Genomic DNA, 16,479 nt, shown 5'->3' on the forward strand with positions numbered 1-16,479 from the left:
GGTGAAAAATTGGTTTAGATGAAAGGCTCCATCGTTCGGTAGGCATCCCGGATGGTTTCGTTGTAGCCGTGCTCCAGTTTGGTACGGCGCATAAATTCGGCGGCGTTCAGCTTAGCCGACACCGGAGCGACAAGAGTGGTATTGTAGCTCAGTTGCTTGAGCCGTTTATCGATCTGCTTCCCGACGTTGAAGTTTTCGCCCACGTCCATGGCAGCCCGCGCAATGAAGGCCAACTTGTTTTTTTCCGACATCACCTTGAAGCGGGGGTTGAAGGTGGCCACGTGGTGGTAGCTGGGGTTTTTCCAACCCGCTTCGATGATCGTATCCAGATCGGCCGGGTTGAATTCCTTTTGTATCCAGGCGATCAGGGCGAACAAATCCAACTCGTCGGCGTACCATTTGACAGCTTGCCGGTCGTAAACGAGTAGGCCGGAATTATCAACGTCGGGGTCGATACCCATAATGAATCGGCACCGGGCGCGGTGGATTGGCATTTGGTAGCCCATGCTATTGTTCGTTGATTTCTTCGAAGTCGGTGTCGGTCGAGTTAGCCTGCGCATAATCAGCGACTATACCCTCCTTCTTTTCCTGTACCCACCGGGTGCGGGCCTCGGCGAACTGTTCCTGTACGGTTTTGGGCACTCGGTTCGCCCAGCGTTCACTCTCAGACTGGCTTACCTCCGTTTTTTTGCCAGCAGCAACGCGGTCGTATAGCTCACGGACCGAGGTATACTTTTCAAGTTGTCCATGCTGCTCGGCCGTCAGTTGATCGTAGTCAGGTACGTTATGCCCGGCCGCTCTGGCGCGTTCCAGATACTCCCGTTTGGCCCTCTCATCGGGCTGCATGTCGGGATTTTCCAGTTTAGCGGCCGCCACCTGATTCATGCTCAACACCAACGGCGTACGCTCGTCAATGTCGTAGCGGTCAAGCCAGCCCATCACCGTCGGCGCGTCCAGGCGGTTGTAATCCTTTCCGTATACGCCATTCTGGGCGCGGTTGAACACGTAAACGAGTTCTTCCAGACGCAGATAGTAGTAACTTTTTCCGATTCGTATCGCCAGATCGGCCGTCTGAATCGTCGAGAGTGAGTTGGCGGCGCTGACATTCAGTAGTTCGGCCGTACGCATGAGTAGCGTAGCAATCACCTTCAGGTATTTGGCTTCGTCCTCCTTGCGAAGCACGGAGAGTTGCTTGTTAGCCGGGTGCATAGCCATGGCGGGTGTCAGCGAAGTGGCATACTTACTCAGCGACAGAGCCGCCCCCATGTCGCCAGCCTTACCCTGTAGCAACCATCTGATCAATTGCAGAGTAGACGTCGTGGGCAAACTCAGCCCGCTGTTGTTGGGTTTGATTGCCGGGAGTTGCGTTCCGTCCGGCTTTTGCAGCGTATCCATTGCTTTGTGATTGTTGAGGTTGGAGATCAGGCCGCAGACGGGCCTGATTTTTTTGGGCATCGCTTAACATGAAGTTGCGAGCGGTAGCCAGCCAGTCTTTTTTTACCGCGCCTTTCGAGGCGGCCCAATTGCTCACCAGATCGTAATACCAGTCAGCGTCGTAAATGCAGTACCGTTCATCGCTGGTAAACGCGGCCACAAATGCGGTCCGCTCGGCATAGGGCGAATTGCGGAATAGGTGATTGGACGGGGGGGGCGTCGCGGAACCGGGGGGGGCTTTTTTCTTTTTTGACTTTAAAAGCACTTCGTACTGAGCAAGCGAGATAGTCAGTACTGACCAGTAGGGCGTCGCCGTCGCGTTAGCGGCGGTAGTATTACCTATAGAGATTTTTATAGAGGTTTCTATAGGTTTTGTATTAGTATATGATTTGCCCATTTGGGCAATTGGATTTGCCCGTTTGGGCAATTGCATTTGCCCATTTAGTAAAATGGAATTGACCATTTGGGCAAATGCATTTGCCCGTTTGGGCAAATGGGAAAATTCAATGCATAAAAGGTCGCAGGCCTTTTGAGTTAGGGCATACCATTTCTTACGATCATTCTTGAATTCGTTGTAGTTGCCCGTTATGAGATATCCATCTTCTTCCAGGCTATCCAGTGAAGTTCTGATCTGTTTAGGTGTGAGGTACGTCCACAGTCTGGCGAAGTCTTCAACGGTGTTGTACAACCAAACGTGACCGTCCATACAATGCCGCTCATCGGTCATGTTGATCTTATGCCAATGCGCGAAATTGTTGAGCATAATCGCTTTACGATCACCAACCGCGTTCGCTACATCAACCGAAAAGGAGTGCGTTACCTGACTCATTGCTTAGTTTTCCTTCCGCATGAAATCCCGGACAAAGGCGAAGTCGACCGTTAGTCGTAGATGCGTCTGCTCGTCAATCAGACCGGCGATCAGGTGGGCGTACGTAAGCGTGGTAAACAGCCCAAAATATTTCTGTTGCAGCGCCGGAAGCGCCTTTCGGCCGTACAGGCCAGCCAGGTGAACGACAAACTTCTTGGTACGCGCCTCGAAGTAGGCCAGCGTATAAGGCTCGGCAATCAGTGGGGAGGTGTGGCGCGAGTGATCAAGCTCCCGTTCGATGTAATCTGAAATGCGCGCTTCCAGATTGGCGTAATCGTCAACGTGGCCCAGCAGACCAAAGAGCAGGCGGCCCAGCGTTTCGCTTTGCCCTTCGGCCAGCGTTTCAATGGTTTCAGATTTCATAGGAATAAGCTGATTATGAAGCAGGTCGTGCAAAATCCACCGACGGCCAAAACGCCTACTACCCAGGCTGAGTAGGGTATGCCCAGCAAGCGCGAGTCAGTATCGAGTTCGGAGAAATCAATGTCGTTGCTCAGGTAGCCGACAAGTTCCTGGTAGGTCAGCTCGCCCTTTTCTTCGGGGGTAATGGTTAGCGTCTTAGGCACCGGAATAGGATTTAGAGTGTGGTCATTATGGCATAGCCAAAGGCAAACGTGAACAGGACAATGAGCAGGCAGATGCCATCGGAGGGGTGTTGGTGGCGATCTTTCATGACAGAAGCCGGGAAGCGATGGCCAGCGCGGCCCCGCCCAGTAGCAGGGCAGAAACCAGCGCCAGAATTCGGGTTTGGGTGCGTTCGGGTATCATACTTCGGGGCGGCAGAAATCGCGGTTTTGCTGACTATCACTGTAATCGTCTTCATCCTGAAAATCCAGTGGCTCGGCGTCAGCATCGATGCGGACGTACTTGCCACGAAAGCTGTCTAAGCGGTACCCTGACCGGGGAGTATCTGACAAAAAAGGGAGTTGAGCAGTGTCCATTGGTTAGCCTGTTTCGTTACCCCAAAGTTCGTATTAGTTCGTATTAATGTCAAGTTATTAGGCAAATAAAAATTGACATTGATACGAATTTACAAAACGCATGAATACGAATTGTTGACATGGATACTGCCTCTTATCTGGCCTGTAACGCAGAAATGAGGCGTTGATCAATGGCCTTTCCCTCAATTTTTCGGTTTTTCATGTAGTCCCGCACACTGTCTATACAGTACAGGGGCTTAGTGCCTTCGTAACGATAAGTAATAGCATTGGCCTGCCGCAACCGATCTAAGGTCATAGCCGATACCCCGAGCGCCGTATAGGTCTGCTTACGACTGAGCCATTTTTGCCCCAGTAGTAAAGCCTTGAAGAACTGGTTATCTGTTTCCAGTGCCTCTATACGCTTCATTACTTTCTCAAACTCCTCATATTCAACAACATGAGCCATATTAGCGGGCTTTTTTGATGCTTTTCAGTATTCTCCCGGCTGCCGCCAGGGTGTTGACATACTTTGGGTCGCCAGAATGCTCGATCGCTTTTAGTAAACCTACCTCTACCCTGGGATTGACCGGCTCACGGCGTTTGTACTTAAAAACTGACGTGCGGCCGATCTTGCCAGTTCCCACTAATGCATCGGGGCCAATCATATCGATGGCCTCACAGATCCCTCCAAAGAGCGTTTCGTCCTGCTGAATCTTGCTCAGGACGTTTTTTGGTCTTGCCATAATGTGTATTATTACGAATTAATATGAATTGAGTGCGAACGCTAGTTTTTTAGACCGTTCGCTAAGAGCTTGACAAATATGCGAATTAATACGTACTATTTGCAAGCATGACGAACATTTTTTCTTTTCCTACGAACGCCCGCTGGGAGGTGGGTCCGTACCTAATGCCAACACGGCTTGAAAAGTCCGACGTACAAAAGCGCGTCGAACAGCTAATTAAGACGATCACCAATGAGAGCCAGCGCGATTTTGCAATTATGGTTGGCCTCGGTGAGACACTATTATCGAAACTGCTGAGTCCAGGGTCCACTCGTCATTTCAATGACGACCACCTGGAAAAGATTGAGCGTGCCACCAACGCGCGATTAGAATGGATGAAGAGAGGCGAGTTACCGCAGTTTTGGACAAACAGTGAGAGCATACCGGACCGGTCCGGAAAACACGAGGGGAAGGCGTTGAAGGAGTGGATGGATAGGGCAGGTATTCAGCAGGCTGAATTGGCCCGGAGGCTAGAAAAGGGCAAAAGCACCGTTAATCAATATTTTAAATCAGCCTCCCTGAGCGCGGAGAATAAGAAGGTAATTCTTCAGGCACTGGGGGCCAAATACGACGATGTATTCGGGCAAGCTCAAGATCTCTCATCCGCCGAGATTGCCAATGAGTTTCGCCGTATCCGTCCGGTTTCTGTTGAGGCAATGAACCGGGTGATGGTTATGCGTATCCCGGTCAATGCGCGGGCGGGATTTGGCTACCAGGCGTTTTTTGGCGACAACCCCAAGGAACTGGAGTATGTGCCTATTTCCGAAGATCGGCTGTATCCCGGCATTAGGCCCGAAGACCACGGCATTATTGTGGTGAATGGCGACAGTATGGAGCCGCTGCTTCAGCCAGGTTTCGAAGTATTGCTTTACCGTATGCCACCCGGCACCTTTCCTAAGCCCGGCAAAATCGTTGTTGTCGATTTTCAGGACGAGCTCATCATCAAACGCCTGCGTTCGGTCGACTACGTGGGCGAGACCGTCGTTTTGCGCTCCGACAATGGCGGCGACGAGCTAAAGTTGTCTATGGGCGATATACGGCAGGTATACCACGTTTACGATTATTATAAATCACGGTTATAAATGGGTCGTTGCACGTTGGCCGTTAAACTCAACCCAAAGGCCAATAAAGCGGAATTGCATGTCGTCTGGCTTCGGATCACTAAGGACCGTGACGCGGTGTTTCTGTCGTTATCCGTAGCCATTCCAGAAAAGCAGTTCAACGGCAATGGTAATCGGCAGCTTAAGAACTGGGTACGCCGGTCCTGTGCCGATTTCTCCATCTTCAACGACCGCATTGTTTCGGCTCTAAACCGGGCCGAAGAGGCAATCAGTTTTTTTGAAAATCGGGAGCTTGAGTTCTCGGCAACCGATGTTAAATCGTATCTGGAGCAGGGCGGCCTACCGGATCGACTCCTCCCCTTTTTCGCCGCTCACATTGCCCACCGGCGAGCCATTGCCGGTGGCGACCTGGGTAAGCTTAAAACGGCCGATGGCTACGAATCAAGCCTGAAGGTATTCCGGGGCTACCTGCGCGAAACCCACAAGATAGCCGATAGCGTATCCGATGAGAAGATTGATGATTCGTATTGGTTGCTTGGCAAATTCACTAAAGCAGACGCTCTGGCATTGAAAGAGTGGTTGCTTCAATACTATGCCCCCAATTCCGTAACCAGCTACCTGCGAAACCTTCGCCACGTGCTCTACCTGGCCGCCGACAAGGGACTGGTCAGCTTTGAGCGCTTTCCTATGCGGGGCATTAGCCTGACGATCAAACGCAAGAACGTACAACGACTGCACGAAGGGGAGATTGAGCAGCTGGCTACGGCTCCCGCCCCTACCAAACACCGGGGCGGCCATCCGTCGGTAACCAGTCCGAAACACGCCCGCCCGCTGGCCATGATGATGTACCTGGCACATGGGGCGCGCATTGGTGATGCCATTACCTGGCGCGCTGGCGCTTACACCGTTGAAGGTGATCAACACCGGCTCCGGTATAATACGGGTAAAAATAAACGATCGATGTCGGTTCTACTCGACCGGGAAGCAATTGAGCTATTAGCTCCCTACCTGGTCCATGAAAACGGTACGCCAAAGCAACCGGACGAATTCCTATTCCCCTACCTCCCCGCCAACTTTGATAAGCTAAAAACGGCCGATCAGTACCTTGAAGTCAGAAAGGCAAAAGGTCGGGCCAGAAAACAGATTATCGCCCTGGGCGAGCGAGTCGGCTTAACTAAACGACTGACGCCCCATGTCATGCGCCACAGTTTTGCCGATATGATGCGTCGCAGCGGCGTTGATATGCAAACCCGTCAGGAGGCGCTCGGTCACGCAGACATGAAAACGACCATTAATTATCAGGAGCAGTTCGATCAGGAAGCCGTTGATAAAGTCAGTTTGTTGTACCAAAATCGGAAGAACAAAACCTAGCTACAACGCTACTACAACAGGCTTGGTAAAACCAGTTGAGGAAACGTCCTCAAATGAAGAAAATAGGTAGGCTAAACGGCTGTTTGTTATAGTTTTAGTAACTGACTATCACAACGTATGCCTTATGCCGAAAAGGATACCTATTTTTTTCATATGAGTTGTTTGTTGGTTTAATAATGGTACGCAGACGACACGAAGTAAAGAGGATACAACCTGAATCCACCTATGCTGTCAGAAAAACTGACTGACCTGTCTGATCGGGGTACCAATTCGGTTACAATTAGATTCCGTTTAGGTAATGTGGAAACTGATCACGCCAGACAGGCCAGTCGTGATCGCCCCAGGGTTTGATGTCGAGCCAGTGCGAGACACCCTTTGCCCCTAACAGTTGAGACATCTGAATGTTTGATTCCTTGCAGAAGTCATACTCCGACGTACCCAGCACAATCCGCATCTGATACAGGTGCTCGTTCTGCAAGCCAGGTACGTAATCGGGCGGATTATTGAAGTATACGTTCTCGTCGTAATAGCCACCCATGAATGACCGTATATCGAACTTAGCGCCCATCGACATCAGGTGAGCGACCTGATCGGGGTGCCGGAAAGCGAAGTTTAACGCCTGGAAACCGCCAAAACTGCAACCGGCTACGCCAATTTTACCAACGTTGCACTCGCGCTGAATATAAGGTACCAGTTCTTCGCACAGGAATCTATCATATAGCACATGGTTCCAGATGCGGGTTCCGGGATGGAGGTGTTTAGCGTACCAGCTGTCTTTATCGATGCTATCGATGCAGTACAATTTGATCCGGCCTGCTTCTACATGGCCACGAACCGCTTCGGTCAGTTGAAAGTCACGGGCTTCGTAGAAACGCCCCATGGTTGTTGGGAACAGGAGTACCGGGTAACCCCAGTCGCCGTATACGAGCATCTCGATGTCGCGACCCAGATGGTGTGAATAATACTTGATGTACGACTCTTTCATAGGGCAAAAGTACGAAAGCATGCCAGCCAGAACGGACTATTGGCTAAAATGTGGGAACTTTACCGCCTGTGAAACATCTATTTATCTCTCTGCTTGTGCTTATGCTTACCTCTGCAGCAGCCCAGCCGTCGGCTTCTGTGACGGTATTACCCGACGATTCGGTCGTATCTGTTCCGCTGAACCGGGCTGTGCATCTCACCATTATACTTCCCCCCGGCTATTCAGAAACGGGTCAACGTTTACCCGTACTGTATCTGAACGACGGCCAGGACCTACCGCGCCTGAATATGAGCGATGTACTTAACACATTGTACAACGCACAGTCAATCAGGCCGTTTGTATTGGTTGCCATGCACGCTAATGTAGACCGTATTCAGGAATACGGCACGGCGTCGCAGGCCGACTACATGAAACGAGGCAGCAAGGCCGGCGCTTACTCCGATTTTGTGCTGACCGAGTTACTTCCTTACATACAGAAACACTACCACGTGTCGTCAGAGCCGTCGCAATGCGCTATTGCGGGATTCTCACTGGGTGGCCTCTCAGCGTTCGACATTGGCTTTCATCACCCCGATCGGTTCAGCCGGGTTGGTGTGTTCTCGGGTTCGTTCTGGTGGCGGAAGAAAGCATTCAGCAGCGCCTACGACGATGATACTGACCGGATCATGCACAGCCTCATTCGCGAAAGTACCCACAAACCAGCCGTCCGTTTCTGGTTACAGACGGGCACCAACGATGAAACCAGCGACCGGAACAATAATGGTGTGATCGACTCGATCGACGACACGCTCGACATCATTAAGGAGCTGGAAAAGAAAGGATTCCGCCGCGACGAAAATGGCTCTCGGCACGAGATCAGGTACGTTGAAGTGGTTGGTGGCGAGCACAACCAACGTACCTGGAGCGAAATCATGCCCGATTTCCTGACCTGGGCGTTTGGCAGGTAGGATTATACCGACCCCGCCTTACTGGTTAACGCAGTCACAGACAACACGCATGAAACTCTTCCTGACCTTTTTCGCTAGCGCTTTGTTCACTTATAGCCAATCCGTTGCGCAGCCGTCTACCACCTCAAAGCCGATGGCGGTGACAACCGTTGACGCGCCTACGAACCGTAAACTGGTCTGGTCAGACGAATTCAGCCGGGCCGGCCTACCCGATTCGACAAAGTGGCGATACGATGTTGGCGGAAACGGATGGGGCAATAACGAGTTACAGTTTTACACGAAAAGCCGCTCTGACAATGCCCGTGTCGAAAACGGTCATCTGATCATAGAGGCCCGCAAAGAGCCCTTCCAGGGCCGCAACTACACCTCGGCCAGGCTGCTGACAAAAGATACCCAAAGCTGGACATATGGCCGTATTGAAGTCCGGGCCCACATCCCGGCTGGGCGAGGAACCTGGCCAGCCATCTGGATGCTTGGCCAGCAAGTGGCCAAAGTAGGCTGGCCCCTCGGCGGCGAAATTGACATCATGGAGCACGTGGGATGGGATGAGAACGTTATTCACGGCACGATCCATTCTGAGGCGTATAACCACAAAATTGGCACCCAGAAAGGCGCCCCCATCACGATTCCAACCGCCACGACAGCGTTCCACGTTTACGCAATTGATTGGACGGCCACCCGGATCGATTTCTTCGTAGACAACCAGAAATACTACAGTGTGAACAGTGCGGAGCTGGGTACTACTCAGCAGCAGTGGCCATTTACGCAGCCATTCCATCTGCTGCTCAACGTGGCCGTTGGCGGAGGCTGGGGCGGGCAGAAAGGCGTCGATGAAACAATCTGGCCGCGCCGCATGGAGGTCGACTACGTTCGGGTATACCAGTAACAGACTGTTTTCCAGGTATGTTATCACTGGATTGTCGGCACGTAGTTCAGGTACGTTTCCGGCAGAAAACCGTAATGCCGACTAAACGTAGAACTACTGGGTTTATCGCTGGGCTACACGGTGATTCGGCTTCATTATCACCATCGTACTGCGTACGGTCATGCCATAAAAAATGCCTTGCAATATGCTGTAAGGCATTTTTTATGGCATAAACTTGTCTGATGCAGGCTAACTACGCACCAATAGGTATTGCTACCTGACTTATTGGAATGGCAGACAAATAACGGCGGGAAGAAGGCAGATTTGAGCTGGCAACCGACACCCCAAAACATAACCAATCAATGTTGCCACACGCCATGACAAACCATCTTCTTATCCGCCACACACTCATTCTGATCACCACGTTTGCCCTCTCGGTTACGGCTTGCCAAAAAGCCAAAGATGGCGAGGTAGGTCCACAGGGAGCTACCGGAGCAACGGGCGCTACTGGCCCGCAGGGCCCCAAGGGAGATCCCGGCTCGGCCAACGTTATCTATTCGGCCTGGATCAGTACACCCTTTACAGGCAGTGGCTCATCCTACACCGGCAATGTTACTGCCCCTAAAATTACGCAGGACGTGCTCGACAAAGCAGATATTCGTGTGTATTGGAATGAAGGGGGCCGGGTACTCTCTCTGCCTTACGCCGAAGTGGTTGGTACCACCACCTACACTGTTCACTAGCGCTTTTACGTGGGTCGGATTGAGCTCAGGGCCAGTTACGCCCTTGGCACACAACAGTTCAGGTACGTGATCATTCCGGGCGGAGTAGCCTCGGGCCGTATCGCTAATGATGGCCTAGATCGCACTAACTACCAGGCTGTTAAAGCGTACTACAACATTCCTGGCTAATTCCTAAACTTAGTTTTTCAGTATCTGTTCCTAGCCAGGCTCAACCGTGAATCTGGCCAGGAACATTTGTTTTACTATATCCCCCATTTATGGGATAGTGCAGCGGCGACAGTTAACTGACCTTTGTTTTACCATTAAGCGACACGTGAACAGGAGCCTGTTTAATACGACGCCCCATGGTAGTCAAATTCGTCTCAGTAAATCAGCACATGATGGAACAACACCGGAAGAAACCATAGCCACTCCCGGCCCTGTAGCTAACCAACTACCCATAGTACCGGGTGAAATGGGTCGCCGCCCCTTGGCAATTGCCGTCTGTTGCGCCAACAACACAATACCGGCTACTATGGCTGCTGCGCCCGAAGTACTGCCCATATCGTCAGTAAACCTGCACAATTCCGTAGTTGTTAGTATGTTATTTCCTTGAGCAAATACCCGAACACGGTTACCGCGACTCGAAGCAGGCATAACAGTGAATCTATTTGTTGGTGAATTTGAACGGAACGTGGAGCCCACTAAAATAGACTTGCTGGGCGTTTCCTGATAACGCCCCAGAAAATCATCGATTCCCTTGAAAAGGGGACCAATAGATACCCCATTCCGAGCGGCTATATCGGCGATACGAGGGAAAGTTGCCGTATACGCATTCCAATGAGACTGGCTATGTCCGGCTAGCGTGTACCGTAATTTACTGGCCCGGAGATCGCGCGGCATCAAGGGATCAACTACATCAGCTGGTAAAGTATTCAGCACAGCCCCTATTCCGTTCTGACCGTTTCCAGCTGCCTGAACAACGGTTATACCACGACTAAAAGCAACATTAATTAACTCATAAACAGCGGGTTGTATATCTAATGGAAACAAACCACCGGCCGTACCTACTTCGATCAGTATCGTTTCGCCAGACTGCGTTGCCAATACAGCTACTAAAACGGCGATTTCTTCGGCATAAAGTACAGATCGGGCAGTTACCTGTTTTATGCACGACGCCAACCGCACGGTTACATTGGATACAATTCCCCGACAAAGGTCATTACCAGCATCATCGTCCCGATCGCCCCGACTTGCACCTATTATTCCAAGGATCTGTGTACCATGAGCCTGGTTAATTGGCGCTGGCAATACGTCAGTCAGTACATTCAGGGCAGTACTGCTCATGAGTACGGCTTCTGTGGTGATAGTCGAAAATTGTGGATGAGTGAGATCCCAACCACCTGCTTCCACTACCGTTAGCGCTACGTTGGGTACATGAGCAGCCAGTGCTACGGAAGGTATACCCATATCGCCGAAATAAGTCTGCGTTGTGCCTGTTATCAACCTTGCCTCTCGTGCTGTTGGGTAGCTGGAAAGTGGTACCGGATCATCTTTCAGATAAGCATACTGCAACAGATGGTAATTTGTCTTCTGCTTGTGAGGAAGAAGGGGCTCCAGTTTACTGAGCAAATCCTGAAGTATGAAGTCATTAATATAATCCGAAAATTCGATTTGAAAATAGTTAAAGAAATTTGGCATACCTGCAACCACATCAGGGAAACCAGACTTCACATTGCCTACTTTGGTCTCTAGATAGGCCACCTGTTTCTCGCATAACTGATGAAATGAGTTTAGGTCAACTCCTTCAAATAGAAATACGGGTTGGTGATCAATCAATTCATTAATTATCTGCTTAAAATCAGTTAATTGCGCCGATAGCTTACTTTTTAGTAACTGCTGATAAGTAAGTGGCTCCTGAGCCTGTGTTTTTACGAAATAGTGGGCTGCTTTAGTGTAAAAACTGGCTGTTAACTTCGGTAAAATTGGCTGGAATGTATTACTATCCAGCAACAAATCGTCTCTAAATTTAAATACCAGGCTAGTCATAGTTTAACAAGGTGGTCAGGTAGGAATGCAATTGCAAGCTTATTCTTTTTTGGTCTTTTACGTAATTTTTAACCTCTCAATTTATGTCTGATTCTAATTATAAGAAGTACGGACTTCACAAAAACGTACCCGTGGATGACGCTAAAAAGCTCACGAACCAGTTCTACAAAGCAAAAGACCGACGAGCAAAACTAGGCCTGTTTTTAGGTGTTGATTTTCTGGATGACCTGGTAAAGGAACTGAAAAAAGAGTCTTTCGATGGCATCTTAATCAAATATGGGATATCCAAGGCAAGCGGTGGGTCTCCTTCAACCTACGAATTGGTTGGCTTACCTATCGAACTGGCAGGCGCTGCGTCACTGAATACGGCCCGCACAGCGGCCACGTACTACTCGTCGAAACCTGTCGATGGCGCAACCAACCCACCCGATGTTGGCTCGCCCCCACTTTCTTCCGAGGTAACTACCGTTGAGTAACGAGCGACTCCACCAGCCATGCTGAAGCAACTTGTTATCGCCTTAAGCTATCTAAACAGCGCTACACTTTTGATACCCGTTGTCATTGGCATATGGTTTTGGAACTCGCTATCTGTGGCACTTCGGTTAAGCTGGTGGGCAATCCTATCTTACCTGCTGCTCTTCGTGACCTCGTTTTCTATCGGTCTTTTAGCCGAGAGATCAAATACGCTACTGTTTCAGTATCTAATATCGGGGGCATTTGGCAGCTTTTTCGCCGCAGCTTACTGGTTCGCTGTGCCCACAGGTTGGCGTAAACAGCTAATTGCGGGATTAGGCGTAGCGGGTTTAGCAGGATTGTTTTTTGAAGCCATCGTTCAGGCTCATTATCGGGAAACTAGTCTGTGGTCAGTACCCTTGGAAACGGTACTGACCACCGCTACAGTGCTGCTCTATCTGCATTACATACTCCGCCAAACAAAAATAAACCTTCTGCAAATTCCTTTTTTCTGGATAAGCATTGCACACCTTATCAGTTCGGTACTGGGTACGATATATGATGCATTCCGACCAATGATGCTGGCCTCCTCACTGGAGCTATATATGGTCTGGCTTTGCTTTCAGCTAGGCATCACCATTTTTTGTAATTTGCTATATGGCGTGGGCTTCTATAAAACAAAAAATATGTCGCGCTAAACGGGTTTGCTACTTGGCAGGAAGTACAGTGTCCTGTTTATTACTGGCTGTAACGACGTTGGGTCAGCAGAGTGCGCCGGAGACCCGGGTAGCTAGTGTTACTATTCCTGACGAATATGGGCAGGCAATTGTAAAGTATCCTCCTTTTGCGCTGAACCTGGAAGGACGTCAGAACTATATATCGTTCAGACTAAAAGCGGCAGTACCAACGCGCATTCAGTATCGGCTGGATGGGCTCGATAACGAATGGATCGACGGATTGAGCACCGACCATATCCATTATTCAAACCTGCCGGGAGGCTCGTATAAGTTCCAGTTGAAGAGCCAATTTTCCGACCATACTGAATCGGTCACCATCCAGGTAAAAGCTCCCATCTGGCGGAAATGGTGGTTTGTTCCCACCATTTTTGCCTACCTGATTGGTGTGATTGGCTTGGTCGTTTATCTATTTATGCAGTACAGATTCCGTCAAAAGCTTCGCGTATTACAGGCTCGTGATCGAATAGCCCGCGACCTACACGATGATATGGGCAGTTACCTGAGCAGCATAAGCATTTTGAGTCAGACCGCCCATAGAAATACCATTCGCGATCCGGAGAAAACCCAGCTAGCCCTCGATCGTATAGGTCAAACGGCGAGGCGGGTGATGGAATCAATGAACGATATGGTATGGAGCATTAATCCCTCCAACGATTCAATGACGCAAGTAGTGACCCGAATGACCGACGCAGGCAACAGCCTTTTCAATGATACGCCTGTCGATTTCAACATTCAGGTTGGCGATGATCTGGGTACGTTCCCGATTTCAGCCGAGGCTCGGCGCGACCTGTTTCTGATTTTTAAAGAAGCCATTACGAATGCGGCGCGTTATGCCCAGGCCAGCCGGGTCAGGGCTTCGCTACAACGTACCCAGACGGGTTTGCTCCTCCAGATTCAGGATGACGGGCGGGGCTTTGATCCTCAGCAGCCTGCTTATCAGAATCCAGGTGGCGGCAATGGGCTTATCAATATGCAGAAACGAGCTACTACGCTCGGCGGCGAACTCACAGTCATATCACGTATTGGCGAGGGCACCACAGTGCGGTTACTCGTTTAGTCTAATTCCATTAAGTAACTATTCCCGCAACAGCATCACCTATTCATGGTATAGCCTGCTCCTCCTACTTTGCCTAGTTTTGACCTAGCATTTATCGTTTTTATTATGGCCATCCGCGTTGCTATCTACGAAGACAATCGCTCCCTGCGCGAAGCACTTAGTACGCTCGTTACCGAGACAGACGAGCTAACTCTGGTAGGTGCTTACGGCGACTGTCTGCATGCCAATGACAACACCTACCGGCATCAGCCCGATGTGGTACTTATGGACATCGACCTGCCGGGTCGCGATGGTATTCAGGCCGTCACGGGTCTTCACCGCAACTTTCCAACGGTGGAGGTGCTCATGCTCACCGTATTCGACGACGACGATCGCGTGTTTCGGTCGTTGTGCGCTGGCGCATCGGGGTATCTGCTCAAACAAACCACTCCGGATAATATCACCGATGCCATAAAATCTGTGTATGCAGGCGGAGCGCCAATGACCCCGAGTATTGCTCGGCGCGTCATTCAGACGTTTCCCTCAAAATCAACGCAGTCGGCCGACCTGGATCTTCTGACTGGCCGCGAAAGCCAGGTGATACATTACCTAGCCCAGGGCATGAGCTACAAGCTTGTAGCGGCAGAGCTAGCTATCAGTATTGAAACGGTACGCACGCATATAAAGCGCATATACGAAAAGCTGCACGTTCATTCCGTCACCGAAGCACTGGCCAAGTATCGCCCGTAGACGCTGGGTACGTTATTCATGCATCTTACTACGGCAACCCACACACACTGGCACCCACTTTTCTACGCTGGCGATGTAACGCGTGTCCCCTCCTGAACGGGAGTCAGTACCGGGCAGGAAAGTGTCACGCTGGTTCCGCTGCCTGGCGCCGAACGGATGACCAATGTGCCGTTCAGGTCCCGAGCACGTTGATGAAGGCTCGTCAGGCCGTTCCCTGCCAGTCGTTGGTTGTCCGTTACAAATCCAACGCCATCATCACTGATAGTAAGGGTCAGGGTACCGTCTGTTACAGCCAGCTTAACGTCGATAGTGCGAGCCTTTGCATGCCGTAAAGCATTGTGTAACAATTCTTTGTAGACAAGAAAAACCTCCCGCTTAACATCGGCCGATATGATGTCGCTAACAGACAATGGCAGTAGGTCGAGCGTCAGTTCTACGTCCTGATGCTCGAAGAGCGTATGGGCCACTTCGCTGAACCGGTGGGCAAATACGTCGCTCGTGGCTGGCGTTTCGGTGAGGCTCCAGACAATCTGCCGCATCTTTTTCAATACCTGCCGAGCCGAGCCCCCGATCAATTTCATCGTTGCCGACGCCTGATCCGGTTGCTTATGCACCTGGCGTTCTGCTGCCTGGCTCAGCATACTGATGCTACTTAGATCGGCACCGATATCGTCATGTAAATCCCGGGCAATATCTGCCCGGATGCGATCGAGCTGCTGCTGTCGCCGCTGATTTTCCTGCAACTGTCTGATCAGCTCAGCCTGAACGGCCAGTCGCTCTGATTCTATCTGCCGATTAACCAATGACATACCCATGGTGAAACACAGAACCTCGAGCACAACCCCTACCTCCATATAGGTTACCGGAAATGTCAGGGCATTTGTCAGCTGCTTTGTGAAGAGTTGAGGTACGTAGTTGACGCCAAGTGCCACCAGACAACCCATCACAAAACAGAACGAACCAATAATGAAATAAACCATAACGGCCTGCCGTAACCGGATAATGCGCGGTACTACCAGTAGAGCACCAACCGCCAGCAGGGTTCGATCGGCCACATACAAACCAGACCGTATACCAGCCGGGGTTCCAACCAGCCAAAGTTCGGTGTCGAGCAGTAAGTGGGCAGCCAGTAACCAGATCATGCCCGTCAATAACCGGTGACTCCACGGGTCGTTGACGGGCATGTCCATCAATAAAATAGCAAAACGGATATAGAGGAAAAACGCAAGCGATTCCAGCAGCGTAACTGTATAGTTCACGCCTGGAAGGTAATCTGCTTTCGTATACGACTGATCGTCGATGCGGAAAGTGATCACCATGCAAACAATATACAAGGCATATTGCCAGTATATCTCTTTCCTGTGCTGAGCGTATGACAACAGCCCGTAGAGCGCCATCATAACCAGCATTCCATCCAGAAAAAGACGTAATGTCAGATAGGAGACAGACCAGGCGGGCATTGTGCAGACAGGTTAGGCTAGCGCAGCCATAAATCTACA

20 protein-coding genes are annotated in these 16,479 nt (G+C 50.6%); 9 read left to right on the top strand and 11 right to left on the bottom strand.

Annotated elements, in window-relative coordinates; translation table 11 throughout:
* Positions 1 to 14: 14 nt before the first annotated feature.
* The 8 genes from J2I46_RS03115 to J2I46_RS03150 all read right to left on the bottom strand — a co-directional run bounded on the left by J2I46_RS03115 (position 15) and on the right by J2I46_RS03150 (position 3,965).
* Positions 15 to 494 carry a hypothetical protein gene (locus J2I46_RS03115; protein ID WP_207327463.1) on the bottom strand — a complete coding sequence of 160 codons (480 nt, stop codon included), beginning with the start codon at positions 492 to 494 and terminating at the stop codon, positions 15 to 17.
* Positions 495 to 507: 13 nt separating this feature from the next.
* Positions 508 to 1,302: a hypothetical protein gene (locus J2I46_RS03120; RefSeq protein ID WP_207327464.1), complete on the bottom strand. Its 795-nt coding sequence runs from the start codon at positions 1,300 to 1,302 to the stop codon at positions 508 to 510.
* Complete coding sequence (locus tag J2I46_RS03125) at positions 1,277 to 2,263, bottom strand: hypothetical protein (RefSeq protein ID WP_207327465.1); 987 nt, start codon at positions 2,261 to 2,263, stop codon at positions 1,277 to 1,279. The genes J2I46_RS03120 and J2I46_RS03125 overlap by 26 nt, the downstream gene beginning before the upstream one ends.
* Positions 2,264 to 2,266: 3 nt before the next feature.
* Positions 2,267 to 2,665: a hypothetical protein gene (locus tag J2I46_RS03130; RefSeq protein ID WP_207327466.1), complete on the bottom strand. Its 399-nt coding sequence runs from the start codon at positions 2,663 to 2,665 to the stop codon at positions 2,267 to 2,269.
* Positions 2,662 to 2,868, bottom strand: coding sequence for a hypothetical protein (locus J2I46_RS03135; RefSeq protein ID WP_207327467.1), 207 nt, complete (start codon positions 2,866 to 2,868; stop codon positions 2,662 to 2,664). The genes J2I46_RS03130 and J2I46_RS03135 overlap by 4 nt, the downstream gene beginning before the upstream one ends.
* 198 nt (positions 2,869 to 3,066) lie before the next feature.
* Positions 3,067 to 3,243 (bottom strand): hypothetical protein, encoded by a 177-nt coding sequence (locus tag J2I46_RS03140; RefSeq protein WP_207327468.1) that lies wholly within the window; start codon positions 3,241 to 3,243, stop codon positions 3,067 to 3,069.
* 133 nt (positions 3,244 to 3,376) lie between these two features.
* Positions 3,377 to 3,688 (bottom strand): hypothetical protein, encoded by a 312-nt coding sequence (locus tag J2I46_RS03145; RefSeq protein ID WP_207327469.1) that lies wholly within the window; start codon positions 3,686 to 3,688, stop codon positions 3,377 to 3,379.
* Between the two features lies 1 nt (position 3,689).
* Complete coding sequence (locus J2I46_RS03150; RefSeq protein ID WP_207327470.1) at positions 3,690 to 3,965, bottom strand: hypothetical protein; 276 nt, start codon at positions 3,963 to 3,965, stop codon at positions 3,690 to 3,692.
* A 107-nt stretch (positions 3,966 to 4,072) separates the two neighbouring features.
* On the opposite strand from J2I46_RS03150, the gene J2I46_RS03155 reads away from it, so the two are divergent.
* Both J2I46_RS03155 and J2I46_RS03160 read left to right on the top strand, forming a co-directional pair.
* The gene (locus J2I46_RS03155) at positions 4,073 to 5,086 is read left to right on the top strand and encodes a LexA family transcriptional regulator (protein ID WP_207327471.1); all 1,014 of its coding nucleotides are present in this window, start codon (positions 4,073 to 4,075) and stop codon (positions 5,084 to 5,086) included.
* Positions 5,087 to 6,436 carry a tyrosine-type recombinase/integrase gene (locus tag J2I46_RS03160; protein ID WP_207327472.1) on the top strand — a complete coding sequence of 450 codons (1,350 nt, stop codon included), beginning with the start codon at positions 5,087 to 5,089 and terminating at the stop codon, positions 6,434 to 6,436. It abuts the gene before it with no gap.
* A gap of 280 nt (positions 6,437 to 6,716) precedes the next feature.
* Here the strand turns inward: J2I46_RS03160 and J2I46_RS03165 are convergent, their stop codons facing one another.
* Positions 6,717 to 7,421, bottom strand: coding sequence for an esterase family protein (locus tag J2I46_RS03165; RefSeq protein WP_207327473.1), 705 nt, complete (start codon positions 7,419 to 7,421; stop codon positions 6,717 to 6,719).
* A 101-nt stretch (positions 7,422 to 7,522) separates the two neighbouring features.
* On the opposite strand from J2I46_RS03165, the gene J2I46_RS03170 reads away from it, so the two are divergent.
* From J2I46_RS03170 to J2I46_RS03180, 3 genes are all read left to right on the top strand, one after another.
* The gene (locus J2I46_RS03170) at positions 7,523 to 8,368 is read left to right on the top strand and encodes an alpha/beta hydrolase (protein WP_207327474.1); all 846 of its coding nucleotides are present in this window, start codon (positions 7,523 to 7,525) and stop codon (positions 8,366 to 8,368) included.
* 49 nt (positions 8,369 to 8,417) lie between these two features.
* A complete protein-coding gene (locus J2I46_RS03175; RefSeq protein WP_207327475.1) occupies positions 8,418 to 9,254 on the top strand; it encodes a glycoside hydrolase family 16 protein in 837 nt (278 codons plus the stop codon).
* A 356-nt stretch (positions 9,255 to 9,610) separates the two neighbouring features.
* A complete protein-coding gene (locus J2I46_RS03180) occupies positions 9,611 to 9,976 on the top strand; it encodes a hypothetical protein (protein ID WP_229379462.1) in 366 nt (121 codons plus the stop codon).
* Between the two features lie 351 nt (positions 9,977 to 10,327).
* On the opposite strand, the gene J2I46_RS03185 is transcribed toward J2I46_RS03180, so the two are convergent.
* Positions 10,328 to 12,004, bottom strand: coding sequence for a S8 family serine peptidase (locus J2I46_RS03185; protein WP_207327476.1), 1,677 nt, complete (start codon positions 12,002 to 12,004; stop codon positions 10,328 to 10,330).
* Between the two features lie 83 nt (positions 12,005 to 12,087).
* Here J2I46_RS03185 and J2I46_RS03190 point away from each other — a divergent pair, with 83 nt between their 5' ends.
* From J2I46_RS03190 to J2I46_RS03205, 4 genes are all read left to right on the top strand, one after another.
* A complete protein-coding gene (locus J2I46_RS03190; RefSeq protein WP_207327477.1) occupies positions 12,088 to 12,480 on the top strand; it encodes a hypothetical protein in 393 nt (130 codons plus the stop codon).
* An 18-nt stretch (positions 12,481 to 12,498) separates the two neighbouring features.
* A complete protein-coding gene (locus J2I46_RS03195) occupies positions 12,499 to 13,155 on the top strand; it encodes a hypothetical protein (RefSeq protein WP_207327478.1) in 657 nt (218 codons plus the stop codon).
* A gap of 28 nt (positions 13,156 to 13,183) precedes the next feature.
* Positions 13,184 to 14,251: an ATP-binding protein gene (locus J2I46_RS03200; RefSeq protein ID WP_207327479.1), complete on the top strand. Its 1,068-nt coding sequence runs from the start codon at positions 13,184 to 13,186 to the stop codon at positions 14,249 to 14,251.
* A gap of 105 nt (positions 14,252 to 14,356) precedes the next feature.
* Positions 14,357 to 14,980 (top strand): response regulator, encoded by a 624-nt coding sequence (locus J2I46_RS03205; protein WP_207327480.1) that lies wholly within the window; start codon positions 14,357 to 14,359, stop codon positions 14,978 to 14,980.
* A 62-nt stretch (positions 14,981 to 15,042) separates the two neighbouring features.
* Here J2I46_RS03205 and J2I46_RS03210 read toward each other — a convergent pair whose 3' ends face one another.
* Positions 15,043 to 16,440, bottom strand: a complete 1,398-nt coding sequence (locus J2I46_RS03210) for a sensor histidine kinase (RefSeq protein WP_207327481.1) — start codon at positions 16,438 to 16,440, stop codon at positions 15,043 to 15,045.
* Between the last annotated feature and the right edge of the window lie 39 nt (positions 16,441 to 16,479).

Source organism: Fibrella forsythiae (assembly GCF_017353175.1).
Classification (GTDB): domain Bacteria; phylum Bacteroidota; class Bacteroidia; order Cytophagales; family Spirosomataceae; genus Fibrella; species Fibrella forsythiae.